Raw genomic sequence first — 25,130 nt, 5'->3', positions numbered from 1 at the left:
AACCAGAAAGCGAAATCCTCAATGCGGATCGCAAAAAAATGGTAACTGGCTATTTCACCGCCGCGGATCTGGCCTTGAGCGTGACCCAGTAACGGGTGCGATAGAGCGCCTCGACCGGCAAGCCGATGGTGAGGTTGAGCAAGGCCCGGTCGGTATCGCGGACGGAAAAGACGCCGGTGGTGCGCCATTCGGCGATGGCCGGATCGCAGCGCAGCAGTCCGGAGCGGTAACGCCCCAGTTCTGCCAGAAAATCCGCCAGCCGCATGTTTTCTGCCACCAGCGTGCCGCCGGTCCAGGCCGCGCTGCTTTCGGTCGCAGCTACCTGCGGTTGCACCAGTGCGCTGGTAAAGCTGGTGCTGTGGCCGCTATCCATACGGACGCCATCGCCGCTGGCTTGATGGGGCCGGATCTGCACCGCGCCGGCGAATACCGCCACCTGCGATTGATCAGCATGTTGCCGCACTACGAAGCGGGTGCCGAGTGCTTCCACCGTGCCTTGCTGGCTTTGCACCAGAAATGGCCGGTGGCGGCTGGCCGGATCGGCAGCGGTCGTCACCAGAATTTCACCGCTGCGCAAGATCACGCGTCGTTGCTGATCGTCGAATCTGACATCGATGGCCGTGGCGGTATTGAGAACAACGCGGGTACCGTCGGCCAGCGTGATTTCGCGAATTTCACCGGTGCGGGTACTGTGATCGGAAACCGCAATCTGCCAGGTGGCAGAGTCGCGCACGGCATATGTGATGCCACCGGTGGCGGTGGCCAATCCGAGTAACAGCAGTGTGCGCCGCCGGCCGGTGAACGCATTGAGCGCCGGTTGCAGCAACGTGTGGCGCGCCACGGTATGCGGTACGCCGGACAGTTTGTCTTCCATCTGTTGCAGGCGCATCCATGCCCGTTCATGATCAGGATGGGCTGCACGCCATTGCTGGCAGGCGGCGCGCTCGGCATCGCTTGCCTCGCCCGACCACAAACGCGCCATCCATTCAGAGGCACGCCGGATGATGGCCGGATTGATGGCTGCGGGTTTGGTTTCCGCTGCACTGCCGGAACCGGGATGCCCGACCCGGTTATTCATACAAGGCCTGATAGCAGGCCAACAGCCCGGCAGCGACGTATTTCTCCACTGACGACACCGAGACGTGCAGGCGTCCGGCAATCTCGCGATAACTTAATCCATCCAGTTTGCACAGCAACAGCGCCATACGGGCTTTGGCCGGCAGGCCATGCAACATGGTATCGAGTTCGATCAAGGCTTCGATCACCAGAGCACGCGCTTCCTCCGACGGGACTTCTGGTGCCGGCATCAGGCTGATGGCATCGAGATAGGCCGCTTCAATCTGACGCCGGCGATACAGATCGATCACCAGGCCGTTGGCAATCTGCGTCAGATGACGGCGCGACTGATCCGGCAATGGCGTGTTACCGGACACCATGATGCGCACATAAGTATCGTGCGCGAGATCGGCGGCGTCGAATGCATTGCCCAGTTTTTTGCGCAGCCAGTCCCGCAACCAACCGTGATGGTCGCTGTACAAAGCTTCGAGGGGATCGAGAGGAGTTTCAGCCGCTGACATGGTGGAGGAGACCGCCGCTTGTCTTCAATATGAATGAGAATTGTTCTCGATTGTATTGGAGCGGCCGTCTTCCCGCAACATCGGAATGCCGCACTGTGGAAATAGTAAAACAAGTGGGTCAGCGCCCTCTATGCGGAGCCGGGCAGCAATGATTGCTGCCCCGGCCTGAATCTGTTCAGGTGTGCTGCATCAGAACTTGCCGCGCAGGGCCAGCGTCGCATTGCGCGGATCGCCGTAGAAATTGCCCCAGGCTGGCGCGCCGATGGTCTGATAGTAGGTTTTGTCGAACAGGTTGGCGACGTTGAGCGTCAGCGACCAGTTGCGATTGACCTGATAGCCTACCCGCGCGCTCCAGACTGCATATGCCGGTTGTTCAAGGGTGATGTTGCCGGTTTTTCTGGCACTTGCGGTCTGGAAGTTGAAACCACCGCCAATACTCCATGCCTGCAGTTCGCCGGGCAGACGATAATCGCTCCACAAGCGCAGGATGTGATGCGGGGTATAGGAGCTTGAGAAGTTGATTTGGGTATCCGTGGTGTTATCCAGATATTGCAAGTTGTTGAAGGTGTAACCGGCAAACACTTGCAGGCCGCGCGCCACTTCGCCGCTGAGTTCGGCGTCGATACCCTGGCTGCGCACCTTGCCGCGCGCAACATAACAGTAGGTGCTGGTACGGCAAGTGTTGACCAGATCTTCTTCGGACATGTTGTTCTGGTCGATGCGGAACAGCGCGACGGAGGCATTTACGCGACCGTCGAACAGTTCGCCCTTGAGGCCGGCTTCATAGTTCTTGCCCGTGACCGGCGCCAGGTGGCTGCCATCTGCCGTTACCGCATTGGTCGGCTGGAAGATGTCGGAATAGCTGACGTAGGCCGACCATTGCGGCGACAGCGCATAGATCAATCCGCCGTAAGGGCTCAGCACGGCACTTTCCTTGGCAGGGTCTTGCGTCGGCGCACCGCTGACACGATCCCGCGCGCTCATGTCGTACCAGCTCATGCGCGAACCCAATACCAGTGTCAGCGGATCGGCCAGGCTCAGGCGCGTCACGCCGTAAAGCCCGTACTGCTTCATGTTGACGATGCTGTTATCGCTGCGATAAGCGCTGCCGATGATTTTTGCGTCACTGGGTTCGGCTGGCGAGGTCGGGTTGAACACGTTATTGGTCACACCCAGCATCGACAAATAGAAAGTGCTGTCGCTGGTCATTTCATTGACGCTGGCGCCGACGCTGACACCGTGGCGTCGTCCCAGCAAATCGAATTTGCCGTCGGCCGACAGGTCCAGGCTTTTATTCTCGGTCTTCAGATCGAACAGTGCCCCATACATATTGGTGCCGTTGAGCGTTGCCGGATTGATGGTGCCGAGCGCAAACGCATACTTGATATCGTTGGTTTCACGCGTAGCGTTGGCGGTCAGCTTGATCGACCAGTCGGCGTCGAACTTGTGCTGCAGTTCGGCAAACGCCGCCGTCTGACGTCCGTTCCAGCGATTCCAGTCGGCACCCAGAAAAGTGGAACGGCTGAGCTTGAGGTCGGTGCCGTTGCTGTAGGCCGGCAAACCCTGAAATGCCGGTGTGGCGCGCAGGTTGTCAATACTGAGGCCGGCGGTCAGACGGGTCTGTGGTGAAAAATCATATTCGAGTACGCCATACAGGACGCCGGTTTCCCGTTTCGCGGTGTCGTAGAAATAATCACGATCACCGTAGCTGGCAACCACCCGGCCGCGCAAGGAACTGTCTTCGTTGAGCGGGCCGGTGGCATCGACCATGACGCGCCGGTTGTTCCAGCTGCCGACGCTGGCCGCGACTTGTACCTGCCTTTCCGCCAACGGGCGCTTGCGCACCAGATTGATGGCGGCACTCGGGCTGCCGGGGCCCTGCAACAGACCGGTGGCGCCGCGGACGATTTCCACCCGGTCGAGGGTATCCGTATCGCTGGTGAAGTTGTTCGCCTGCGGGTAATAGAACGAGCGCACCACTCCATCGAACTGGTAAGTGTCGACCCGGAAGCCGCGCGAGAAGACATAACGGCCGCCCATGGGGCTGTCATACATGGTGATGCCGGTGGTGTTGGCCAGTACGTCATCAATGCTGGTCAGATTCTGGTCGTCCATGCGTTGGCGCGTTACCACCGTGACCGACTGCGGGATTTCCTTGAGCGTCAGCAAGCCTTTGCCCACCGTGACGACATTGCCGGTATAAGAACCGCTGCCTTCGGTGGTGGCGCTGCGCTCGGCACGTGCGGTCACCGATACCGCCGGCAACGCAGAGTGTTGTTGTGCCGCTGCGGAAGCGGTCTTGCGGAAACTGTATTCGCCACCTTCTTGCACCGTTTCGAGACCGGTGCCGGCGAGCAGTGCGCGCAACGCTTCCGGCACCGCGTAGTTGCCGCTGACACCGGGGCTGCGCAAACCGGCAGTCAATTCAGCACTGACGGCCAGCGCCACGCCGGCCTGGCGACCGAAGTTGCTGAGCGCTTGATCCAGCGTACCGGCCGGTATCTGATAATTTTTGCGTGCCGCTTCGGTGGCGGTTTGCGCGTGCGCCGGTACCGAAATACTCCAGACGCTGCTGCCGAGGGCCACGCATAAAGCGGCCTGCGCCATGTGATTCAGGGGAAAACGCGTGGCGGCGGCTGCGCGGGAAAAATTGCCTGGTCCGGTGCGAAACACGGACAAAGTGGATGGAGAAAGCGCGCGCTGGGCCGCCATAACGGTATTCCTTCTGGTTGAGCTTGTTGGAAATGAGTGAAACCCGGATTGCGCAGCAGCGCGTCACGCAAGCTTCTGATTAGTAAGCCCAACGAAAAAGTAAAACCTGCTGGTTTTTTGAAAAAATAAGTGGCATGCCCCGGATCAACGCGGCATCACGGTGACCCAGTAGCGGGTCAGGCGTTGAATGCGTACGGGTAAATGCCGCTCCAGCGAGGTCAGTACACTATCGCTGACATTGGCTGCGTTGCTGTTGCCGCGCAAAGGCCAGGCGCCGGTGATGCGCAAGTCGGCGACGGCGGGATCGCAACGCAGGCGGCCGCGATGATAGCGATTGAGTTCGGCGACCAGTTCGCCGAGGCGGGTGCTTTCGGCAATGAGCATGCCGTCGGTCCAGGATTGCGTGACCGCGTCCAGGGGCGCGGGGGCGGTAATGCCATGGCGCGTGAAGCGGGTTTGCTGGCCGGCATGCACTACCAGTCCGGTATCGGCGGCGGCGGGCACGATGCGTACCGCGCCTTCGCTGACGGCCAGCCGGGTAACGCCATCATCGGCTTGATCCGGTTCATCGCGCCGGACAGTGAAACGGGTGCCGAGCGGACTCAGGCTGCCATCGGCGGTGGTCACCACGAATGGTCGCGCAGCGATGTCCTTGGCGGTGGTCACCATGATTTCGCCGTAGTGCAAATGGAGCAGCCGCCGTTGGCCGTCGAAGCGGATATCGACGGCAGTCGAGGTATTGAGCAACAGGCGGGTGCCATCGGCCAGAACCACTTCGCGTTGTTCGCCAGTGGCCGTGCGCAGGTCGGCATTCAGGGCAGCCAGCTGGCTGCGCCACGGTATCTGACTTTGTGCCAGATACAGACCGGTGCCGCCAACGCCGGTCCAGAGCAGGGTTTTCAGTGCCCGCCGGCGCGGCTGAATGGCCGCTTGCGCCAGCGCCGAACGGGCCACTGATGGCGCTACCGCCGATGTTCCTGCGCGCAGTCTGCCGCCCATGTTTTGCAGACGCTGCCACGCCAGCGCGTGATCAGGGTGCGCCGCCAGCCAGCGTCGGAATCCGTTTTCATCCTGCGTGCCGTGATTGCCGGCGGCGAGCAGAACAAACCAGCCGATGGCCTGTTCGATGACGGCATCGGCGAGCGGCGCAGCAGTCTTGCCGGAGGCGGAAGAAGAATGTCCGATCACTGATAGCACGCCTGATAACAATGCCGCAGCGCACGGGTCATGGATTTTTGCACCACATTGACGGTAATGCCGAGACGGGTGGCGATCTGCGGATAGGTCAGGCCATCCAGCTGCGACAACAGAAAGGTCTCGCGTACGCTGGCCGGCAAACCGTCGAGCAGGCGCGCTATTTCTTCCAGTGTCTGCAAGATCAGGCAACGATCCTCGGGCGACGGTGCCAGCGCTTCCGGCTGCGCCGCCAGCGCATCGAGATAGGCTTGCTCCAGTGCCTGACGGCGCCAGTGGTTGGCGACCAGACCGCCGGCGATGGTGGCCAGATAGGCGCGCGGTTCGCGCAGTTGCAAGGCTTCGTGTTTGTGCAGCAACCGCATGAATGTGTCTTGCGCCAGATCGGCGGCGTCGCAGGCATTGCCGAGCTTGCCGCGCAGCCACCCCTGCAGCCAGTTGCGGTGGTCACTGTAAAGCGAGGAAATTTCCTGATGCAGGGCGTTGTGGTCGGTGGTCACGTCGTGTCTGAAATCGCTGATAGAGTTCTTTTTCTCTGCGACGATCAACATTTGAATGGGAATGATTCTCAATCATATAGATTTCGTGATGGCGTGGCAAGGCCGGCTACAGGCGGCTGTAGCGCTTCGTTCCTGTTGTTGAAATGAAAATCAGAGGGTGCCGGCGACGGTTGCCCGACGCCGGCCTGCCTGTGGCAGCCAATTGGAATGACAGGAAGCGCGTGTCAGTTGGCAAACTGACCACAACGTTCCTGTTGTGGTCTCAACACACTAGCGCGTGCTTTGCACCAGCAAACCATTCATGGCATCGCGCATCATCAGCGCTGCCAGCGAGGTGTGGTCATTCTTGAAGACATCCAGATCATGCAGGCCGTAGCCAGGCAGGACCAGTTGCTTGATGTAGGCGCAATCGTTGGCGCAGGTGTAGCGGACCTTGCCGCTCTTCTTTTGTACTTCCAGCGTGTACTGCCCTTGTATTGAACCGAGATAACGCACCGTCACCAGCGGGATCGCATCGCTTGCCGTCGCAGTCGTCAGATCTTGGTAAAAATATTCGTCATCGGCCTTGCTGACATAGTGCGGTTGCAGCGGCACCGGAGCCTGCGGCGGTACCGCCATCAAAGCCGGCGGTAATTCGGGCGGGGCCGGCGAGATTGATTTATGGACCTGCATCAGGGCCAGCTGGATTTGTTCATCGCTCAGGGTTCTGGCAGGCAGTGCAGTTGAAGCTGCCAGTGCCGCTGGTTTGCCATTCGCTGGCGCCGCCGGCATCGATATCAATGTGGTGGGCGGGGCATCGTTGCCGCGCAATGTCGCGTCGAGCATCGCTTGCCGTTGCCGGTACCAGCCGAGCAGACAGTCGCGGTCGCGGCAGTTGGCTTCACGCCAGCGCCAGAAGCCGTCCGATTGAACGGCAAAGGCACGGCGATCCGTCGCTTTGCTTTTGGCCAGCCGGTAAGTTTTGCCGAGCTGATCATCGAGCGCAGAGAGTTCGGCATCGTTGCAGACCAGCTTTTCAGCAATGGAACCTGACCTGCTGCAATTGAAACTGGCACTGAATGCGGCGGTGGGGAACGTGAAGCTGCCACAAGTCAAGGCAGTGGCTACCAGCAGTAAGGATCTTTTCATGTTGGCTATTTGGCTTATGCAGGAATGAGGAATGCGATTCAATGAATGCGCCTTGCCGTTGTCGAGGCAACGGCTTGCGACACCACAGAATCGCATTGGCGATACCGCGCTAAAACCTCGATGAGAAAGGTGTTCTTGCAAAAATCTTTACAAAGCCGACAAAAAATTTACTGCGGTTACAATCTGTTTCCAAACGGCTTCATCTCTTTACTTTTGCCCTTGTCTGGCGGGTAAAGGCAGCGAGCGGCGACGCCGTCATCGCGGAATCGAATTGAGTGATACGCTCTCGCAGTGATCAAAGAAAGCATTGAAAGGAATCGCAATGAGCGCAGGTAAAGTGGCATTGGTAATTGGCGGTGGCAGTGGCATGGGGGCAGGCGCTGCGCGCCGGCTGGCCGATGACGGATTCGGCATCGCGATCCTGTCGTCGTCCGGCAAGGGTGAAGCACTGGCGCACAGTCTGGGCGGGATTGGCGTGACCGGATCGAACCGCTCGCCGGACGATCTGCAAAAAATCGTTGATGCCTGCGTGCAGCGCTGGGGCCGCATCGATGTGGTGGTCAACAGTGCCGGCCATGGTCCAAAAGGTCAGGTGCTGGAGCTGACGGATGAAGACTGGCTGCTCGGCATGGAAGTCTATCTGATGAACGTGGTGCGCATTGCGCGTTTGGTGACGCCGGTCATGCTGCAACATGGCAATGGCGCCGTCATCAACATTTCCAGCTTTTCTGCCGCGGAACCGTCGCAGTCATTTCCGACTTCCAGCGTATTTCGCGCCGGACTGGCGGCCTACACCAAACTGTTTGCCGACAAATACGCCGCCTCCAACATTCGCATGAACAATGTACTGCCGGGTTTCATCAACAGCCTGCCGGAAAAACCGGGCATCAAGGAACAGATTCCGATGGGCCGGTACGGCACGGTGGAAGAAGTGGCCGCGCTGGTGTCGCATCTGGCATCCGACAACGCCGCGTACATTACCGGTCAAAACATTCGTATCGATGGTGGCATTACCCGCTCGACCTGAGGCAGTTGCCGGCTGCGAATGTTCAGGTGCAGTCTCTCGCGCTGTCTGAACGCGAGAGATCTGCCGGCCTCTGAACGTTGCTGGCAGCGGTGCAGTCTGTCAGGTACTGATCAGCTCGCCATCATCCACGCACCTGCCGTCGCCACCGCGATACCGGCGGCGCGCAGGATCAGCGCTTTGCCGGCGACACTGCGACCCAGCATCAATCCGACACCATGCAATGCCGCGGTGGCGGCAATAAATCCCGCGCCATATAGCCACGGCGATGCCATCGACGGCATTTCCGCGCCATGCGCATAGCCGTGGAACACTGCAAACACGGCGACGACAGCGCCTGCGACTGCCGGCCGCACCGACACCGCGAATGCGATCAGCAAACCGAGCACCAGCAGCGATGCCGCAATGCCGCTTTCAATCATCGGCAAGCCGACGCCGGTCATGCCGAGTCCGGCGGCACCGGCCATGATGGCCACAAAACATGCCGGCACCAGCCACTTCGCCCGCCCGCCGAGCTGGAAGGCCCAGATCCCCACCGCAATCATGGCCAGCAGGTGATCGGCACCTGACAAAGGATGTTCGAGGCCGGCAGCGAAGCCGCCGCCATGACCGGGATGAGCTTGGGCGATGCCGCAAAACGCCAGCGCGGCGATGGCGATCAACGGGGAAATGATTTTGCTGCGCATGTGAAACTCCTGAATTGAAAAAGACGAAATAGGTCGGCTGCATCCGGCAGGCAATTCCTGCGCCGGTACAAGAAAACGTGGCTGGCGGGCCGGACATGGTCGCATCGACGCTGTCGCCCGCAGTGTTTGCTGGTCTCCGATTGTTGTTGGTATGCAGCCGCACATTCAATAAACATGCCAGCAGCGCCGTTGCACCTGAATGACGCAACAACCGCAGCAGATGCGGCTTTTCGGGGCTGGCACACCGACTTCATTGCGGTCCCGGTGCATAGCTGTATTCCGGTTGTCATGCATAACTGCAAAGTTGAATGCCAGATGAATCCGGGCGCACGGGCATTTCCGCTGGCACGCCGCTGCGTCCGTCATGGTCTGTTTTTTGCTATGACATCGTTGTATGACAAATAATTAAATTATCATACGACCGAAAAAATCAAATCAAGGGACATGGCGATGCGAGGCAATAAAAAGAAACTGACCGCAGCAATCTCTTTGGCGCTGGCAGCGCTGAAGGTGATGGCGGCTGACGAGAGTGGATTGGGGGCGGTAACGGTGACTGGTCATTATGACAATGCCGTGGGTAGCTCAGATGCGGCCAGCCAGGGCAGTGTCACCGCGAAACTGATTGAAAACCGGCCGGCTTTGCGCACCGGTGAATTGCTGGAATTCGTACCGGGCATGATCGTGACCCAGCACAGTGGCGATGGCAAAGCGAATCAGTATTTCCTGCGCGGCTTCAATCTCGATCACGGCACCGACTTCGCGACCTGGATCGACAGCATGCCGGTCAACATGCGCACGCATGCCCACGGCCAAGGCTATACCGATCTCAACTTCATCATCCCGGAACTGGTCGAACGCATCGATTACAAAAAGGGCCCCTACTTTGCCGACGAAGGTGATTTTGCCTCCGCAGGGGCGGCCCACATGCGACTGGCAAATACGCTGCCGCAAGGCGTGGCGGCATTGTCGATTGGCGGCCATGGCTATCAGCGCGCGCTACTGGCGGACTCGCTGGCACTCGGCAACGGCAATCTGTTGTACGGACTGGAAGTCACCCGCAACAACGGACCGTGGGATATTCCCGAAGGCGAGCGCAAGTACAGCGCCGTATTGCGCTACAGCGGCGGTACGCAGGCCGATGGTTTCAGCCTGACCGCGATGGCGTATCACAACACCTGGAATTCCACCGACCAGATTCCGTTGCGCGCAGTGCAGTCGGGCCAGATTGGCCGCTACGGTGCGATTGACCCGACCGATGGCGGCGATACCGCCCGCTACAGTTTGTCGTATGCGATGCACAAGCGCAATGACGCCGGGCTGTTCGAATTCAATGCCTATGCCGTGCGTTCGAAGCTGAATCTGTACAGCAACTTCGGCTACTTTCTGAACAATGAGACCGAGGGAGATCAATTCCATCAGCGCGAGCAGCGCACCATGCTCGGGTTCGATGCCAGTCAGACCTGGTTCACCACCGTGGCCGGCATGGCAATGCAAAACAAGATCGGCATGCAGGCCCGGTACGACAAGCTGTCGCCGGTGGGGTTGTACAACACGGTAGCGCGCCAAACCATTGCCACCGTCAGTGAAAGCCAGGTCAAGGAAGGCAGTCTCGGGGTGTATGCCGAAAACACTACGCAATGGCTGGAGAAATTCCGTACCGTGGCCGGCATTCGTTACGACAGCTATCGCTTCAATGTCGACAGCAGTATCGATGGCAACTCCGGCAGTGCACGCGATCATATTGCTTCGCCCAAGCTGTCGCTGATCTTCGGGCCGTGGGCCAAGACCGAGTACTTCATCAATTACGGCAAAGGGTTTCACAGCAATGATGCACGCGGCACCACGCAGACCCGGTTGCCCGGCGGCGGCCCGGCCAGTCCGGTCACGCCGCTGGTCAGCACGCGCGGCGCCGAACTTGGCGTGCGTACCGAAATTGTGCCGGGCTTGCAAAGTTCGTTGGCACTGTGGCGTCTCGATATCGATTCGGAGCTGGTGTTTGTCGGCGATGCCGGCGAAACCCAGCCAAGCCGGGCCAGCCGCCGGCATGGCATCGAATGGAACAATCACTATATTGCAACGCCATGGCTGATGTTCGATCTTGATCTGGCCGCATCGCGTGCGCGTTATACGCAGGATGATCCGGCCGGTAACAATATTCCGGGGGCGATCAACAAGGTGGCCTCGTTCGGGGTCAGCGTGACGGATCTCGGACGCTGGTCGGGCGCTTTCCAGCTACGCTATTTCGGTCCGCGGCCACTGATTGAAGATAACAGCGTGCGCTCGCAATCGACCACGTTGGCGTATGCCCGGGTCGGCTACAAGGTGGATGCCAAAACCCGCGTCACGCTGGATGTGTTCAATCTGTTCGACCGTCAGGCCAGTGACATCGACTATTACTATCCGTCGCGCCTGAACGGTGAAGCGACTGGCGGGGTCAATGACATTCACTTCCATCCGGTTGAGCCGCGCACGTTTCGCCTGACCCTGACCCGCAACTTCTGAGGCATCTTTGCACGATGACGGTCGCCGCGCGTTGCGGTGGCCGTCTTGTCCTCACTACCCGCCGTTTGCAGTATTGCAATTTTTCTGATGCGCGCCGTTCCGGTGCATGCAAGTCAGCCATAAAACAGTAAATCCCCGTCATCTTGCATGCAAACCGTGAACCATGGTTTCTGCACCGCGCTGCTGCCGCACGCGCGTCAAATACAATCTTCCGCCCGGGCCGCATGACGCGGCTGTCCTGAAAAAACATTCGGCAAAACCTCTTTGGTGGCACGCAAACTGCTTTTGTACGCAGGTCATCACCCTCACCAATCACTCAAGAGGTTTCCATGCATTGCAAGTCATCCATCACAAAAAAATTATCGCGCTGGCTTTTACTGGCGCCGGTTGCGCTCATGTTGCATGCGCCGGTACAGGCCGAGACAGTGGCCCGTTACGGCATTTCGATGTCCGATATTCCGCTGACCACCGGGCAACCGGATCGCGGTGCCGGTGCCTATCAGTTCACCGGCCATACCATTTACGATCCGCTGGTCGCGTGGGAATCGAATATCGCGACCCGTCCCGGCAAGCTGGTGCCAGGGCTGGCCACGGCCTGGAAGGTCAATCCGGCCGATAACAAGAAATGGAGCTTCACGCTGCGCAAGGGCGTCAAGTTCCATGATGGTTCGGATTTCAAGGCCGATGCCGTGATCTGGAATCTGGACAAGGTATTGAACGACAAATCGGCACAGTTCGATCCGAAGCAAAGTGCGCAGGTACGTTCACGCATTCCGTCGATTGCCAGTTATAAAAAGATCGATGACTACACGGTAGAAATCACCACCAAGGAAGTCGACGCGCTGTTCCTGTATCAGTTGCCATGGTTTCTGATTTCCAGCCCGGCGCAATGGGAAAAGCTCGGCAAGGATTGGAACAAGTTCGCCGCGCAGCCATCCGGTACCGGTCCGTTCAAGCTGGACAAGCTGGTGCCGCGTGAGCGCGCCGAGCTGGTCAAGAATGCCGGCTACTGGGACAAGACCCGCATCGCCAAGACTGACCGCATCGTCCTGATGCCGATTCCCGACGCCCTGACGCGCGCCAACGCGCTGATGAACGGCCAGGTCGACATCATTGAAACGCCGCCGCCGGATGCCGTGGCGCAACTCAAGAGCGCCGGTTTCAAACTGGTGAGCAATGTCACGCCGCATGTCTGGCCCTACCATTTCAGCACCCTGCCCGGTTCGCCATGGACCGACATCCGCGTGCGCAAGGCTGCCAATCTGGCGATTGACCGCAAGGAAGTGGTGGCGCTCATGAACGGTCTGGCGGTACCGGCCAAAGGTCAGGTTGATGTCACCAATCCATGGTTCGGCAAGCCGACTTTCGATATCAAATACGATCTGGCCGCAGCGCGCGCCCTGATGGCGCAAGCCGGCTACAGCCAGGCCAAGCCGCTCAAAGCCAAAGTCATCATCGCCCAAGGCGGCACCGGCCAGATGCTGTCGTTGCCCATGAATGAGTACATTCAGCAAAGCCTCAAGGAAGTCGGCATTCAGGTTGAGTTTGAAGTGGTGGAACTGGAAGGCTTGTATCTGAACTGGCGTTCCGGCGCCGCGGCCCCGGCCAATGTCAGCAAGGGTATCTCGGCCATCAATCTGGGCTATGTGACAGCGGATCCGTTCTACGCCATCACCCGTTTTGTCGACAGCAAATATATTGCACCGAACGGTGTCAACTGGGGTGGCTACAAAAATCCCCAGGTCGATGCCCTGCTGGCCAGGATCAGCACGACCTTCGATCCGAAAGTGCAAGACGGTTTGCTGGCACAGGTGCATCAGATCATGGTCAACGATGCCCTGATGTTGTGGGTGGTGCATGACACCAATCCGCATGTCATCTCGCCCAAGGTCAAAGGTTTCGTGCAGGCGCAGCACTGGTTTCAGGATTTGACCACGATTGCGATGTAAAGCGTACGCGTCGGATATCGCCACGATGTCCGGCGCCCGGGTATTTTCTGAAAGAGATGCATGCTTGCCTATATTCTGAAACGTCTGCTGTATGCGATTCCGATTGCGCTCAGCGTGACGGCGTTTTCATTCATTCTGGTCTATCTGGCGCCGGGCGATCCGCTCAATGCGATTGCCCCGTCCGATGCACCGGCGGAAGTGATTGCCTCACTCAAGGCCGCTTATGGTCTCGACAAGCCGGTGCCGGTGCAGTACGGCTTGTGGCTGTGGCGCGCCTTGCATGGTGATCTGGGGGCATCGATTGCCTCCGGCCGGCCGGTGGTCACCGAAGTGTTGAGCGCCGTCAGCAATACGCTGGTACTGGCAGGTGTGGCCGGTCTGCTGGGCGTGGTGCTTGGTTGTGCCTTGGGGGCGGTGGCCGGTTATCGTCAGGGCAGTTGGGTTGATCGCGTTGCCAGCGCCTTGTCGGTGGTGGGCGTCAGCGTGCCGCATTACTGGCTGGGACTGGTACTGACCATTATCTTTTCCGTGTGGTTGTCGTGGTTCCCGGCGATGGGTGCCGGCCCCGGCGGTTCGGCCGGCTGGCTGTGGGATTACGCCCATATGCGGCATCTGGTATTGCCGGCAATCACCTTGTCGGTGATTCCAATGGGCATCATCACCCGCACGGTGCGGGCACTGGTCGGCGATATGCTGGGGCAGGATTTCGTGATCGCCTTGCGGGCACGCGGTCTGAACAGCCGCGCCATCTTTCGGCATGTCGCCAAAAATACCGCGCCGACCGTGCTGGCCGTAGCTGGTTTGCAAATCGGTTATCTGATGGGCGGCTCGATTCTGGTCGAAACCGTATTCGCCTGGCCCGGCACCGGCTTCTTGCTCAACACCGCGATTTTCCAGCGTGACATGCCCTTGTTGCAGGGCACGATTCTGGTGTTGTGCATGTTCTTCGTGGTGCTCAATCTGGCGGTCGACATCATCCAGCCGTTGCTCGATCCGCGCATGGGCCGTAACAGCTAACCTGATATCAAGGATTTCATGGCTCTCTCCTTTTCTCTGGCGCCGGCGCGCATGCAAGTGGCGCGCGCTCCGGTCAGTCGCAATTACTGGATGCTGGTGTGGCGGCAAGTACGGCGCGATCCGGTCGCCGTGGCCAGCGCATTGCTGATTCTGGCGATTATTGCGGCGGCGGTGTTCGCACCATGGCTGGCGCCTGCCGATCCCTACAAGGGCAGCATGATCCGCCGTCTGCTGCCGGTCGGCAGTGCCGGTTATCTGCTCGGCACCGATGAACTCGGGCGCGACATGCTCACGCGCCTGATGTATGGCGGTCGTTTGTCGCTGCTGATGGGCGTGTTGCCGGTACTGTTTGCCTTCGGCATCGGTACCTCCATCGGCCTGTTCGCCGGTTATATCGGCGGCCGCTTCAATACCGTGGTGATGCGGGTGCTGGATGTGTTCTATGCCTTTCCATCGGTATTGCTGGCGGTGGCGATTTCCGGCGCGCTCGGCCCCGGCATGAGCAACAGCATCATCGCGCTGACCCTGATCTTCATTCCGCAAGTGGTGCGGGTGGCCGAAAGCGTCACCACCCAGGTCAGCAAGCTCGATTACATCGAAGCGGCACGCATGAGCGGCGCGTCGGCCTTTTCCATCATCCGCGTTCACGTGCTCGGCAATGTGCTGGGACCGGTGTTCGTGTATGCCACCGGCCTCATCAGCGTCAGTTTGATTCTGGCGTCCGGCCTGTCGTTTCTGGGTTTGGGGGTGAAGCCGCCGGAACCGGAATGGGGCCTGATGCTCAACACGTTGCGCGCTGCCATTTACAACAATCCGTGGGTGGCCGCCATGCCCGGCGTATTCATCTTCGTGACTTCGATTGCCTTTAACCTGCTGGCTGACAGCGTACGTTCTGCGATGGATATTCACTGATGCTGACCGATATTTTCGATACCACCCTGATCGGCGGCCTGGCCGCCGACGCTGCCGATCAATCGCCACACAAAGAACGCGGCGGACCGGCGCAACCGTTGCTGATCGTCAATCAACTGACCAAGCATTTTCCGATTCGCAACAGCGTGGTCGACAAGTTGTTTGGCCGCAAAGCCAAAGCAGTGCATGCCGTTGATGGCGTCAATTTTTCCGTTGGCAAGGGCGAGACACTGGGCATCGTCGGTGAATCCGGTTGCGGCAAATCAACCACGGCGCGGCTGATCGCCAACCTGATGCCGCCCGACAGCGGCGCCATGATTTTCGATGGCGACGGTGTTGCCGAATTTGGCGGTATGGCGCTGAAGGATTTCCGGCAAAACCTGCAAATGGTATTTCAGGATTCGCACGCCTCACTCAATCCGCGCCTGACGATTGGCGAAACGATTGCCTATGGCCCGCATGTGCACGGTCTGGATCGTGCCGCCGCCACTGCCCGTGCCAACGATTTGCTGGCGCGGGTCGGTCTGGAGCCGGGCCAGTTTGCGATGCGTTATCCGCATGAATTGTCGGGCGGCCAGCGACAGCGCGTCAACATTGCCCGCGCGCTGGCGTTCGAGCCGCGTCTGGTGATTCTGGATGAAGCGGTGGCGGCGCTCGATAAATCGGTACAGGCCCAGGTACTGAACCTGCTGCAGGAATTGAAGCAAGAACGGCAACTGACGTATTTGTTCATCTCGCATGATTTGCATGTGGTGCACTACATCAGCGACCGCGTGATGGTGATGTATCTGGGACAGATCGTGGAGATCGGTCCGGTGCAGCGCATTTATGGCGAGTCGGCGCATCCCTACACGCGCGCCCTGTTGTCGGCCGTGCCGTCAATGGACCCGGCCAATCGCACCATGGCGTCGCCGTTGTCGGGTGATCCGCCGAATCCGATTGATCCGCCGTCCGGCTGTCGTTTCCGCAGTCGTTGTCCGCATGCGCGGATGGTGTGCGAAATCCAGGTACCGGCGCTGCAACTGCTCAGCGATGGCGATAATCATATGGCCGCTTGTCACTTGAATGATCCGGCTTCCGAACATCCTGATGCCGTGGCGCGGGTGGCAGCATGAGCGCGCCCTTGTTGTCGGTCAATAATCTGTCGGTACAGTTTCATGGCAATCGCACTGCGAGTGCCCTCAGTCAGGTCAGTTTCGAGGTGCCCGCTGGTCACGTGCTGGGTTTGCTGGGCGAATCCGGTTCCGGCAAAAGCGTGACCTTGCGCACGCTGTTGCGTTTGCATGCGGAACGCAGTACCCGCATCAGCGGCAATATCGTGGTCGATGGCGTCGATGTGTTGCAGATGCGCGGTCGCGAACTGGAACAGTATCGCGGCGGTACGGTGTCGATGGTATTTCAGGAAGCGGGACTGGCATTCGACCCGGTGTACACCATTGGCCAGCAGATTTCCGAAGCAATCCGGGCGCATGAAAAGCGCAGTCGTAAAGATGCCAGGGCGCGCGCCTTGCAGATGCTGGAAAAGGTCCAGATACCACAAGCACCGCGCCGCTATGATGCCTATCCGCATGAATTGTCGGGCGGCATGCGCCAGCGCGCGATGATTGCATTGGCGCTGGCGTGCGCGCCCAAATTGCTGCTGGCGGACGAACCGACCACGGCGCTTGATGCCACGGTGCAAATCCAGATTCTATTGTTGCTGCGCTCGCTGCAACGTGAAACCGGCATGTCGGTGATTTTCGTCACGCATGATATCGGCGCTGCGGTGGAAATGGCAGACACCATTGCCGTCATGTATGCCGGTCGCATTGTCGAGCAGGCGGCGGTTGCCGACATCGTGCAACGACCGCGTCATCCCTACACCGCCGGCTTGTTGCAGTCGACCGTTAGTGAAGCGGATCGTGGCCACCGGCTGGCCGCGATTCCCGGTGCGCCGCCGGACCTGGCCGCGCTGCCGGCCGGCTGCGCATTTGCACCGCGCTGCGCCCATGCCGCCGATATCTGCCGGGTCGAACAACCGCCGATGGAACAGTATGGCGTCAGCAAGGCAGCCTGCTGGTTTCCGATTGGCGTGTCGTTGCCGGCGACTGCGGCGGTTGCATGACAGCCGCCAGCGTGGTTGTCAGTGACACGAAAATCCGTGGCCGCATCGCTGAAGATGTGTATAAGCAATTGGCCAGCGATATCGTGATGGGACAGTTCGAACCGGGCGCGCGTCTGGATGAAGTCATGCTGGCATCGCGCTTTGCGGTATCGCGCACGCCGGTGCGTGAAGCCTTGAAACAACTCGCGATCAGCGGGCTGGTGGTGTACCGCCCGAATCGCGGCGCCATCGTCGCCAGCATGACCGCCGAGCGGCTGGATCAGATGTTCGAAGCCATCGGCGAACTGGAAGCGGCCTGCGCCCGTCATGCGGCATTGCGCATGAGCGAAGCCGAACGGGATGCCTTGCGCGCGGTGCATGCGGCCGGCCGGGCAGCGATGCAGGCCAGCGACAGCAAAGCATACGACCGGCTCAACGTGGAATTGCATTTGCTGATCATTCATGGCGCCCACAACGCGGTGCTGGCGGAAACGGCACTCAGCCTGCGCGACCGGGTGGCGCCGTTTCGCAGCACCCAGTTTCGCAATCTGGAGCGGGTCGGCGAATCGTTTGCCGAGCATAGCGTGATTGTGGAAGCGATTCTGAATCACGATGCCATCATTGCCTATCGGGAAATGCGCAGCCATCTGATGTCGGCCCGCAGCGCTGCTACCCGCCCGGTCAGTGACCGTCTGGCGGTGATTGGCGGCAGCAAATGACAGCGGCCATCATGTCGTCGTAACACATGCGCAACAGTCACCCGGCAAACGGTTGATGGTGACTGGCCAGCGCATACAAATACCTTCACTATTGCATTTCGACCGTCGACAAGGACCTCTTTTCATGATCCATACCAAACGAAGCGCACGCGGCATGGCCGTTGCTCCCCATCATCTGGCTTCGCAGGCGGCACTGGCCATTTTGCGCGATGGCGGCAATGCCATCGAAGCCATGATTGCTGCGGCATCGACGATTGCCGTGGTGTATCCGCACATGAACAGCATCGGCGGCGACGGCTTCTGGCTGATCGTCAAGCCCGACGGTGAAACACTGGCCATCGATGCCTGTGGTGCCGCCGCCGCAGCGGTCAATGTCGATACTTACCGCGGGCGCGGATTGAGCGCCATTCCGTTTCGCGGACCACTGGCCGCCAATACGGTCGCCGGTACCATTTCGGGCTGGGATGCCGCGCTGAAAGTGTCGCAACGGATCGGTGGCAAGTTGCCGTTGTCGGCGCTGCTGGCCGATGCGATTCATTATGCGCAGTCCGGCTTTCCTGTCACCGATGGTCAGGCGGCGACGATTCGTTCCAAGCTCGGTGAACTCAAGGACATGTCCGGCTTTGCCGACGTGTTCTTGCCGCACGGCGAGATTCCTGCGCCCGGCAGCAACTTCGTCAATCCGCACCTGGCCACTACGCTCCAGGCGCTGGCGGCGGACGGTCTCGACAGTTTTTATCGCGGCCCGCTGGCTCAGCGCATCGCACAAGATCTGGCCGCGGCCGGTTCGCCGGTCAGTCTGGCAGATTTGCAAGCGCATCATGCGGAACTGAAAGTACCGTTGCAACTGGAGCACAGCGCCGGCACCATATTCAATACCGCACCGCCAACGCAAGGATTGGTATCGCTGGCGATTCTTGGCGTGCTGGATCGCGTCGGCCTCGCCGGAGTGGAAGCCGACAGCGCCGATCACGTGCATCTGGCGGTGGAAGCCACCAAACGTGCATTCGGTTTGCGCGATCAATTCATTACCGATCCGGCGCACATGACGGTTGATCCGCAAGCCTTGCTGGCGCCGGCCGCACTGGATGCACTGGCGGCCGGCATCGAGACTGGCAAGGCGGCACCATGGGGTAAAGGCAAAGGCCCGGGCGATACGATCTGGATGGGCACCTGTGATGCCAGCGGTCTGTCGGTATCGTTTATCCAAAGCATCTATCACGAGTTCGGCAGCGGTATTGTGCTGCGGCAAACCGGCATCAACTGGCAAAACCGCGGTGCTTCCTTCCAGCTCGATCCGACCCATCTGTGCGCACTGGTGCCCGGCAAAAAACCGTTTCACACTTTGAATCCGGCAGCCGCCCGTCTCAAGGATGGCCGCGTCATGGTGTACGGCAACATGGGGGGCGACGGTCAGCCACAAAGCCAGTCGGCGGTATTTACCCGGCACGTGGTGTTCGGACAGCCATTGCAGACCGCCATCAGTGCGCCACGCTGGTTGCTGGGACGCACCTGGGGCCAGAGTTCGGATTCGCTCAAACTGGAATCACGCTTTCCGGCCGCGGTGCTCGATGCCTTGCGGGCGCGTGGACATCAAGTTGATGTGATGGAAGCATTCGACTCGGCGCTCGGGCATGCCGGTGCGATTGTGCGACATCCGGACGGCATGATGGAAGGCGCTTCCGATCCTCGCTCAGATGGGGTTGCCGCCGGTTTCTGAACGCATTGCCGGACTGGTTGCAGCAACGCAATTTCTTCCTTTCTTCCGGCCGTCGCTACCTCTGCAATGTCTTGCAGGTTCGGGTTGCGGCGGCACCCTCCCCGTTCATGAAATTTGGATGCCGGTGGTTACCCTGTGTATATAAGGCAACGGCGGCGTCACAGAAAAATTTTTCTTCCGCAATATTTGAATCAATTCCTCTGATTTATTTGTTTTTTATTGTGAACTTATTTGGTGCAATGCCGGTCTTGAGCGGGTAGGTCGCAATCGGAAAAGACGTTGCCATCTGCGCTGACTGTTTCGCTGGTCAGCATCGTTTCCATCAGTAATCAAAACAAAATTTCAAAAAGGGATGTCAAAATGAATTTCAAGCTTCAGGTATCGGCAGTTGCGGCAATGTTGTTGTTGGGCGGTTGCGCTTCCACTTCCACCGGCGGTGTGGCCGGCGTCAATATGGATAGCGTGATGAGCGCCGGCACGTCGGCATTCAAGGCGGCGTCGCTGAACGACGCCGATGTCAAGACCATGTCCGATGAAGCCTGTGCCGCCAGCGACAAGCAAAACAAGATTGCGGCGCCGAAAAGCAAATATGATGTGCGCCTGCAAAAAGTGGTCAAGGGTTTCGATACGACCATCAATGGCGCGCCGACCAATTACAAGGTTTACCTGACCAAGGATGTCAATGCCTGGGCCATGTCGAACGGCTGTATCCGGGTCTACAGCGGTTTGATGGACATGATGACGGATAGTGAATTGCGCGGCGTCATCGGCCACGAAATGGGGCACGTTGCACTGGGTCATTCCAAGAAGGCCATGCAAACAGCGTATGCGGTATCTGCCGCGCGCACTGCCGCCGGCGCTACCGGCAATGGCGTGGCAACCGCCTTGTCGGCATCGCAACTGGGTGACCTGACCGAAAAAGTCATCAATGCACAATTCTCGCAATCGCAGGAAAGTGATGCCGACGATTACTCGTTCGATCAGTTGACCAAGATGAAGATGGATCGCAAGGGGCTGGTGACGGCATTTCAAAAACTGGCCAAGCTGGACGGCGGAACTGGCGGTTCGGCCAGCATGACCAGTTCGCATCCGTCGTCGACAGATCGTGCCAAGCACATCCAGCAACGTATCGACCAGAACAAGTAATTTTCCAGCTTGTGCAGGAGCGTGCAACGCCGGCAGCCAGACAGGCTTGCCGGCGTTTTTTTTCGGATATGCGCGGCCGGTGTGTCAGCCGGCCAGCATGCTGACCAGCACCATGAGCAGCAAACCAAGATAAATGCGCGCATGCATCCGGTCCGGCATGCGTCCGATCAGCGGGCCGGCGCAGCGCATGCCGACTAACGCGCCGAGCGTCAGTACGGTAAATGCCATCAGGTCGATATAACCGATGTACCCGGCCCTCAACCCCACCGGTTGATACCAGGCCAACACCATATACGTCAGCGTACCGGCAATGGCCACCGGCAGACTCAGTGGATTGGCCATGGCGCTGGCCTGGGTCATGCTCAGACCGCAGCGGCGCAGCAACGGCACTGTCATGACGCTGCCGCCGACACCGAGAAACGTCGCGATCAGACCGATGACAACGCCGCCGCCCGTGGTTTTCAACATGCCGAGCGCTTGCGGCCTGGCTTGCGCGGGCTGTTGCAGGAAACCGCGGCGCAGTGCGCAATCCATGATGGTGAGCGCCAGATAGGCGATGAATGCGATGCGCACCACCGTGCCGCTGGCCAGGACTGCGGCGCCGGCACCGAGTACGGCACCGATGCTGATGTAACCCGCCAGCGGCCACAGATAAGACGTATCCAGGTTGCCCGCGCGCGCATGCCGGCGACTGGCGATGACGGCGTTGACGATCATGACGCAAGTGGAAGTGGCAACCGCGATATGCATGGCGGACTGGCCGATGATGTGTGATTCGCCATAAGTTGTCTTGAGCATGTGGTACAGCAACGGCACCACGACAAAGCCGCCGCCGAATCCGAACAGTACGGTGGTTAATCCGCTGGCTGCGCCGCAGGCGGCGAGGATGAGATAGAGCATGATGGATGGCCGGCGCTGAACGCGATGATGAATGACATCGCTACGATAACCAGTGCGTCGATTGCCCGCTTCAGCATATCGGTCAATAATGTTCGCATTTCGGCCACCATTTCAATCCGTTGCCATGCTTAATGTCCATATTGACCAGTTTGATGACGTCGACCGTCCGGTAGTCGCCATCGGCACCGATTATCCCCATGGCTATCTGTTGCCGCGTCACCGGCACCGCCGCGCGCAATTGTTGTACGGCGCCACCGGCGTGATGCAGGTGACCACGCGCGATGGCAGTTGGCTGGTGCCGCCGCAACATGCGGTGTGGATTCCTTGCGGCACGGTGCATCAGGTAAAGATGCTCGGGGTGAGGACGTGCAGCTTGTATCTGGAACCGGATGCCATGCCGCAGATGCCGCCGGTGTGTCAGGTGCTGCAAGTGTCGCCGTTGCTGCGGCAATTGCTGGTGACGGCGGTAAACATCGCGCCGGAATATGATGAGCACGGCCGCGACGGTGCGCTGATTGCGCTGGCCATGCACGAACTGGCCGACATGGCTGCCCTGCCCTTGCATATTCCGTTGCCGCGTGACGCGCGTCTGCTGCGCTTGTGTCAGCAATTCCTGCGACAGCCGGATGCCCACGATTCACCGCAACGCTGGGCGCAGCAACTGCATATGAGCATCCGTACTTTCAGTCGTTTCTTTCGCAGCCAGACCGCTTTGGGATTTGCGGCCTGGCGCCAGCGCGCCTGTGTCGTGCTGGCGTTGTCACGGCTGGCCGCCGGCGACGCTGTCACCCGTATTGCGCTGGATTTCGGCTATGACAGCCCGGCCGCATTTTCAACCATGTTCAGGCGTTTGCTGGGCTCGCCGCCGAGCAGCTATCTGGATGCCGGGGTGCAGGTCTGACCAGAAGAATCTGGTCAGACCTCACGGCCGTTATAGTGCCTGATCGTCAGTGTCGACAAATCAATATCTTCCAGGCTGCGGACATTGATTGCCGCCATTTCCTGTCCGGTCGGCGAGGCGCCTTCGCCGAATGGATGAATACCGCAGGTGGGACAGAAATAGTGCTTGATGACATGTTTGTTGAAGGTATACGTGCTCATCTTGTCGCGCGCCGTCAGCAAGCGCATGGATGACCGTGGAACGAACCACATCAAGGTGCCCTTGCGCTGGCACATGGAGCAATTGCACGACATGACTTCCGGAATCTCGCCTTCGACTTCGAAGGCAATCTGACCGCAATGGCAACTTCCCTGGTATTTCATTTGGCTTTCCTCCGTGTTACTGGTTGTCTGCTGTTTTGATTTTTGTTTTGAAATCCCCTGCTGCGCGGGCTATCCGTATGGCGCGGAATTGCTGCTGGCAGAGCCTGCATGATGCCGGATTTGCGCCGGAACATGCAAGCCAAATTGATATCGGCAGCCCGCCCCGCACTCCGGGATTATTGCGCCATCTGTTCCTGGAGCCAGGCGAGGAATACTGCCCGGCGCGGATCGCTGTCGATCGGTAGTGGCGACAGCAGATAGTAAGCCGAACCATCGGCAACGAATCCGAATGGCGCTGTCAGTCGCCCGCTGCCGAGTTCTTCCTGCACCATGAATGCCGAACCCATCGCCACCCCGAGTCCTGCGCCGGCAGCTTGCAGACTCAGATAAAAATGTTCATACGTTTGATTGCCAGCATGGTCCGGTGCCGCGCGGGTGGCCTTGCGCCAGCTTGACCATGCGCTCTTGCGGGATGCCGTATGCAGCAGTATTTGTTTACCGAGATCGATGCGCCCGCGCTTAACCAGCGATGGCGCACACACCGGACCGATTTGTTCGTCACTGACTTTCTCGGCATGAAAGTCGGCATCCCAGGTGAAATCATTGCGCCGCAACGCGACGTCGATGCCGTCGCGACCAAAAGCGACCGGACCGCCGGCGGCAACAATATGCAACTGGATACCGGGATGCCGGCGATAGAAATCACTCTGACGCGGGATCAGCCATTTCATTGCAATGGTCGGCTCGCATGACACCACCAGCGGCGTGTTGTGCGGCGGTCGGCGCAAGGTGGCGACGACATTGGACAAATGGTCGAAGGCATGCCGGGTCGCCGCTTGCAATTGCTCCCCGGCCGGCGTCAGAAAGACGGCGCGATTGCGGCGTTCAAACAAGGTCACGCCGAGCGTATCTTCTAACAGACGAATCTGGCGGCTGACGGCGCCATGCGTCAAATGCAATTCATCGGCGGCCTTGACGAAGCTCCCGAGTCGGGCGGCAACATCGAAGAAACGCAAGGCATTGACCGGAAGTGGTGGCGGCATCGCTGATGATGAACAGGTGAGTTTTTGTAACAGATTGCTGGCAGTATAAATCGTTTTTCAAGCCATCCGGCTTTGCTGATAATCAGTACCTGATGCCAGTCCGGCATATTCAATCAACAGGAGCCGTTTCCATGCATGCAGTCATTCCCTTCCAGCGATGCCGGCGTTATGCATCATGAATGACATCGTCGCGGTCGCTGTCATCACCCTGCTCGCCACCATCAGTCCGGGCCCTGATTTCGCCATGGTGACGCGCAACAGTTATTTGCATGGACGACGCGCCGGCGTGCTGGCGGCCTGCGGTATTGCGGCGGGCGTGCAGATTCACGTGTGCTACACCATGTTTGGCGTGGGTTTGCTGATTGCAGAGGTGCCGCAATTGTTCTTTGCGATCAAGATCGCCGGCGCCGCCTATCTGGTGTATGTCGGCTGGAAAACGTTTTCCAACCGTACGCGTCTGACGGCAAAACCTGATGTCAGATCGAATGACCCGGCGCCGGCGATTTCCGGCATGGCGATGTTCAGGTCAGGTTTTCTGACGAATGTACTGAATCCGAAAACGACATTGTTTGTCGTCAGTACATTGACGCAAATAGTGCAACCGCATACGTCACTGACCGTGCAATTCGGATATGGCTTGTTCATGTCGCTGGTGCACCTGCTGTGGTTCGCGGCGCTGGCGCTGTTTTTCTCGCAACCGGCATTGTGCGCGCGAATACTGAAGCGTCAGTTGCTGGCAGATAAAGTGACCGGTCTGGTATTGATGGCGCTGGGAATGTCACTCGCCTTTGCCAACATGAGTAAATGAATCATGACTGGCAAAGGGAGCTGATGCAGATATGCGGCGGGACAGTCAGCACCGGCGCGGCGCTGACCCGGTAACACAATCAAGTGCGTTTGCTGACCGGCGTCGGACCAACACCGGGACGAACCTGCAACATGGCGAACACACCGATAGCGGTCGCGACCGCCGTGGCGATGAACATGGATGAGTAACCGTAGCGTGCCGACAAAATACCGGTCAGTGTTGGCGCCAGCACGGCGGCGATGTTGGC

At 59.3% G+C, this 25,130-nt stretch carries 22 protein-coding genes; 12 read left to right on the top strand and 10 right to left on the bottom strand.

Annotation, left to right across the window (positions count from 1 at the left end; genetic code table 11):
- Positions 1-49: 49 nt before the first annotated feature.
- From AKL27_RS13765 to AKL27_RS13740, 6 genes are all read right to left on the bottom strand, one after another.
- Positions 50-1,078: a FecR domain-containing protein gene (locus tag AKL27_RS13765; protein ID WP_050463410.1), complete on the bottom strand. Its 1,029-nt coding sequence runs from the start codon at positions 1,076-1,078 to the stop codon at positions 50-52.
- Positions 1,071-1,577: a sigma-70 family RNA polymerase sigma factor gene (locus AKL27_RS13760; protein WP_050463409.1), complete on the bottom strand. Its 507-nt coding sequence runs from the start codon at positions 1,575-1,577 to the stop codon at positions 1,071-1,073. The genes AKL27_RS13765 and AKL27_RS13760 overlap by 8 nt, the downstream gene beginning before the upstream one ends.
- Positions 1,578-1,766: 189 nt before the next feature.
- Positions 1,767-4,289: a TonB-dependent siderophore receptor gene (locus AKL27_RS13755; protein ID WP_083439041.1), complete on the bottom strand. Its 2,523-nt coding sequence runs from the start codon at positions 4,287-4,289 to the stop codon at positions 1,767-1,769.
- 144 nt (positions 4,290-4,433) lie between these two features.
- A complete protein-coding gene (locus AKL27_RS13750; RefSeq protein WP_232310985.1) occupies positions 4,434-5,477 on the bottom strand; it encodes a FecR domain-containing protein in 1,044 nt (347 codons plus the stop codon).
- Positions 5,474-6,034 (bottom strand): sigma-70 family RNA polymerase sigma factor, encoded by a 561-nt coding sequence (locus AKL27_RS13745; protein ID WP_083439040.1) that lies wholly within the window; start codon positions 6,032-6,034, stop codon positions 5,474-5,476. Before AKL27_RS13745 ends, AKL27_RS13750 begins: the two co-directional genes overlap by 4 nt.
- 219 nt (positions 6,035-6,253) lie before the next feature.
- Positions 6,254-7,111, bottom strand: a complete 858-nt coding sequence (locus AKL27_RS13740; protein ID WP_050463408.1) for a lysozyme inhibitor LprI family protein — start codon at positions 7,109-7,111, stop codon at positions 6,254-6,256.
- Between the two features lie 322 nt (positions 7,112-7,433).
- Here AKL27_RS13740 and AKL27_RS13735 point away from each other — a divergent pair, with 322 nt between their 5' ends.
- Positions 7,434-8,138: an SDR family oxidoreductase gene (locus tag AKL27_RS13735; RefSeq protein WP_050463407.1), complete on the top strand. Its 705-nt coding sequence runs from the start codon at positions 7,434-7,436 to the stop codon at positions 8,136-8,138.
- A 110-nt stretch (positions 8,139-8,248) separates the two neighbouring features.
- Here the strand turns inward: AKL27_RS13735 and AKL27_RS13730 are convergent, their stop codons facing one another.
- On the bottom strand, positions 8,249-8,821 hold the full coding sequence (locus AKL27_RS13730; RefSeq protein ID WP_050463406.1) for a HupE/UreJ family protein: 573 nt from the start codon (positions 8,819-8,821) through the stop codon (positions 8,249-8,251).
- A gap of 450 nt (positions 8,822-9,271) precedes the next feature.
- On the opposite strand from AKL27_RS13730, the gene AKL27_RS13720 reads away from it, so the two are divergent.
- The 9 genes from AKL27_RS13720 to loiP all read left to right on the top strand — a co-directional run bounded on the left by AKL27_RS13720 (position 9,272) and on the right by loiP (position 20,869).
- On the top strand, positions 9,272-11,323 hold the full coding sequence (locus tag AKL27_RS13720) for a TonB-dependent receptor (protein ID WP_050463493.1): 2,052 nt from the start codon (positions 9,272-9,274) through the stop codon (positions 11,321-11,323).
- 329 nt (positions 11,324-11,652) lie between these two features.
- Entirely contained in the window at positions 11,653-13,272 is a 1,620-nt protein-coding gene (locus AKL27_RS13715; protein ID WP_050463404.1) for an ABC transporter substrate-binding protein, read from the top strand.
- 60 nt (positions 13,273-13,332) lie between these two features.
- Positions 13,333-14,289 (top strand): ABC transporter permease, encoded by a 957-nt coding sequence (locus AKL27_RS13710; RefSeq protein ID WP_050463403.1) that lies wholly within the window; start codon positions 13,333-13,335, stop codon positions 14,287-14,289.
- 18 nt (positions 14,290-14,307) lie between these two features.
- Complete coding sequence (locus AKL27_RS13705) at positions 14,308-15,201, top strand: ABC transporter permease (protein ID WP_050463402.1); 894 nt, start codon at positions 14,308-14,310, stop codon at positions 15,199-15,201.
- Positions 15,201-16,316: an ABC transporter ATP-binding protein gene (locus AKL27_RS13700; protein ID WP_083439039.1), complete on the top strand. Its 1,116-nt coding sequence runs from the start codon at positions 15,201-15,203 to the stop codon at positions 16,314-16,316. Before AKL27_RS13705 ends, AKL27_RS13700 begins: the two co-directional genes overlap by 1 nt.
- Positions 16,313-17,305: an ABC transporter ATP-binding protein gene (locus AKL27_RS13695; RefSeq protein WP_050463401.1), complete on the top strand. Its 993-nt coding sequence runs from the start codon at positions 16,313-16,315 to the stop codon at positions 17,303-17,305. Before AKL27_RS13700 ends, AKL27_RS13695 begins: the two co-directional genes overlap by 4 nt.
- Positions 17,302-18,003 carry a GntR family transcriptional regulator gene (locus AKL27_RS13690; RefSeq protein WP_083439038.1) on the top strand — a complete coding sequence of 234 codons (702 nt, stop codon included), beginning with the start codon at positions 17,302-17,304 and terminating at the stop codon, positions 18,001-18,003. The genes AKL27_RS13695 and AKL27_RS13690 overlap by 4 nt, the downstream gene beginning before the upstream one ends.
- Before the next feature lie 124 nt (positions 18,004-18,127).
- Positions 18,128-19,723, top strand: a complete 1,596-nt coding sequence (locus tag AKL27_RS13685; protein ID WP_050463400.1) for a gamma-glutamyltransferase family protein — start codon at positions 18,128-18,130, stop codon at positions 19,721-19,723.
- 360 nt (positions 19,724-20,083) lie between these two features.
- Positions 20,084-20,869 (top strand): metalloprotease LoiP, encoded by a 786-nt coding sequence (loiP, locus tag AKL27_RS13680; RefSeq protein ID WP_050463490.1) that lies wholly within the window; start codon positions 20,084-20,086, stop codon positions 20,867-20,869.
- Positions 20,870-20,953: 84 nt separating this feature from the next.
- Here loiP and AKL27_RS13675 read toward each other — a convergent pair whose 3' ends face one another.
- Complete coding sequence (locus AKL27_RS13675) at positions 20,954-21,769, bottom strand: sulfite exporter TauE/SafE family protein (RefSeq protein WP_050463399.1); 816 nt, start codon at positions 21,767-21,769, stop codon at positions 20,954-20,956.
- Positions 21,770-21,893: 124 nt separating this feature from the next.
- On the opposite strand from AKL27_RS13675, the gene AKL27_RS13670 reads away from it, so the two are divergent.
- A complete protein-coding gene (locus tag AKL27_RS13670) occupies positions 21,894-22,670 on the top strand; it encodes an AraC family transcriptional regulator (RefSeq protein WP_050463489.1) in 777 nt (258 codons plus the stop codon).
- A 14-nt stretch (positions 22,671-22,684) separates the two neighbouring features.
- Here AKL27_RS13670 and AKL27_RS13665 read toward each other — a convergent pair whose 3' ends face one another.
- Together AKL27_RS13665 and AKL27_RS13660 are read right to left on the bottom strand one after the other, a co-directional pair.
- On the bottom strand, positions 22,685-23,032 hold the full coding sequence (locus tag AKL27_RS13665) for a GFA family protein (RefSeq protein WP_050463398.1): 348 nt from the start codon (positions 23,030-23,032) through the stop codon (positions 22,685-22,687).
- Positions 23,033-23,208: 176 nt separating this feature from the next.
- On the bottom strand, positions 23,209-24,075 hold the full coding sequence (locus AKL27_RS13660; protein ID WP_050463397.1) for a LysR substrate-binding domain-containing protein: 867 nt from the start codon (positions 24,073-24,075) through the stop codon (positions 23,209-23,211).
- Between the two features lie 175 nt (positions 24,076-24,250).
- Between AKL27_RS13660 and AKL27_RS13655 the strand changes: the two genes are divergently transcribed.
- Positions 24,251-24,883, top strand: coding sequence for a LysE family translocator (locus tag AKL27_RS13655; RefSeq protein ID WP_050463488.1), 633 nt, complete (start codon positions 24,251-24,253; stop codon positions 24,881-24,883).
- The last annotated feature ends 247 nt before the right edge of the window (positions 24,884-25,130 follow it).

The organism is Herbaspirillum autotrophicum (assembly GCF_001189915.1).
In the GTDB taxonomy this organism is placed as follows: domain Bacteria; phylum Pseudomonadota; class Gammaproteobacteria; order Burkholderiales; family Burkholderiaceae_D; genus Herbaspirillum; species Herbaspirillum autotrophicum.
This window is presented reverse-complemented; position numbering and strand designations above follow the sequence as displayed.

What these genes read in the sequence shown, in the direction of transcription:
- AKL27_RS13765 (WP_050463410.1), bottom strand. Translation starts at nt 1,078, where the DNA reads ATGAATAACCGGGTCGGGCATCCCGGTTCCGGCAGTGCAGCGGAAACC.
- AKL27_RS13760 (WP_050463409.1), bottom strand. Translation starts at nt 1,577, where the DNA reads ATGTCAGCGGCTGAAACTCCTCTCGATCCCCTCGAAGCTTTGTACAGC.
- AKL27_RS13755 (WP_083439041.1), bottom strand. Translation starts at nt 4,289, where the DNA reads ATGGCGGCCCAGCGCGCGCTTTCTCCATCCACTTTGTCCGTGTTTCGC.
- AKL27_RS13745 (WP_083439040.1), bottom strand. Translation starts at nt 6,034, where the DNA reads ATGTTGATCGTCGCAGAGAAAAAGAACTCTATCAGCGATTTCAGACAC.
- AKL27_RS13740 (WP_050463408.1), bottom strand. Translation starts at nt 7,111, where the DNA reads ATGAAAAGATCCTTACTGCTGGTAGCCACTGCCTTGACTTGTGGCAGC.
- AKL27_RS13735 (WP_050463407.1), top strand. Translation starts at nt 7,434, where the DNA reads ATGAGCGCAGGTAAAGTGGCATTGGTAATTGGCGGTGGCAGTGGCATG.
- AKL27_RS13730 (WP_050463406.1), bottom strand. Translation starts at nt 8,821, where the DNA reads ATGCGCAGCAAAATCATTTCCCCGTTGATCGCCATCGCCGCGCTGGCG.
- AKL27_RS13720 (WP_050463493.1), top strand. Translation starts at nt 9,272, where the DNA reads ATGCGAGGCAATAAAAAGAAACTGACCGCAGCAATCTCTTTGGCGCTG.
- AKL27_RS13715 (WP_050463404.1), top strand. Translation starts at nt 11,653, where the DNA reads ATGCATTGCAAGTCATCCATCACAAAAAAATTATCGCGCTGGCTTTTA.
- AKL27_RS13710 (WP_050463403.1), top strand. Translation starts at nt 13,333, where the DNA reads ATGCTTGCCTATATTCTGAAACGTCTGCTGTATGCGATTCCGATTGCG.
- AKL27_RS13705 (WP_050463402.1), top strand. Translation starts at nt 14,308, where the DNA reads ATGGCTCTCTCCTTTTCTCTGGCGCCGGCGCGCATGCAAGTGGCGCGC.
- AKL27_RS13700 (WP_083439039.1), top strand. Translation starts at nt 15,201, where the DNA reads ATGCTGACCGATATTTTCGATACCACCCTGATCGGCGGCCTGGCCGCC.
- AKL27_RS13695 (WP_050463401.1), top strand. Translation starts at nt 16,313, where the DNA reads ATGAGCGCGCCCTTGTTGTCGGTCAATAATCTGTCGGTACAGTTTCAT.
- AKL27_RS13690 (WP_083439038.1), top strand. Translation starts at nt 17,302, where the DNA reads ATGACAGCCGCCAGCGTGGTTGTCAGTGACACGAAAATCCGTGGCCGC.
- AKL27_RS13685 (WP_050463400.1), top strand. Translation starts at nt 18,128, where the DNA reads ATGATCCATACCAAACGAAGCGCACGCGGCATGGCCGTTGCTCCCCAT.
- loiP (WP_050463490.1), top strand. Translation starts at nt 20,084, where the DNA reads ATGAATTTCAAGCTTCAGGTATCGGCAGTTGCGGCAATGTTGTTGTTG.
- AKL27_RS13675 (WP_050463399.1), bottom strand. Translation starts at nt 21,769, where the DNA reads ATGCTCTATCTCATCCTCGCCGCCTGCGGCGCAGCCAGCGGATTAACC.
- AKL27_RS13670 (WP_050463489.1), top strand. Translation starts at nt 21,894, where the DNA reads ATGCTTAATGTCCATATTGACCAGTTTGATGACGTCGACCGTCCGGTA.
- AKL27_RS13665 (WP_050463398.1), bottom strand. Translation starts at nt 23,032, where the DNA reads ATGAAATACCAGGGAAGTTGCCATTGCGGTCAGATTGCCTTCGAAGTC.
- AKL27_RS13660 (WP_050463397.1), bottom strand. Translation starts at nt 24,075, where the DNA reads ATGCCGCCACCACTTCCGGTCAATGCCTTGCGTTTCTTCGATGTTGCC.
- AKL27_RS13655 (WP_050463488.1), top strand. Translation starts at nt 24,251, where the DNA reads ATGAATGACATCGTCGCGGTCGCTGTCATCACCCTGCTCGCCACCATC.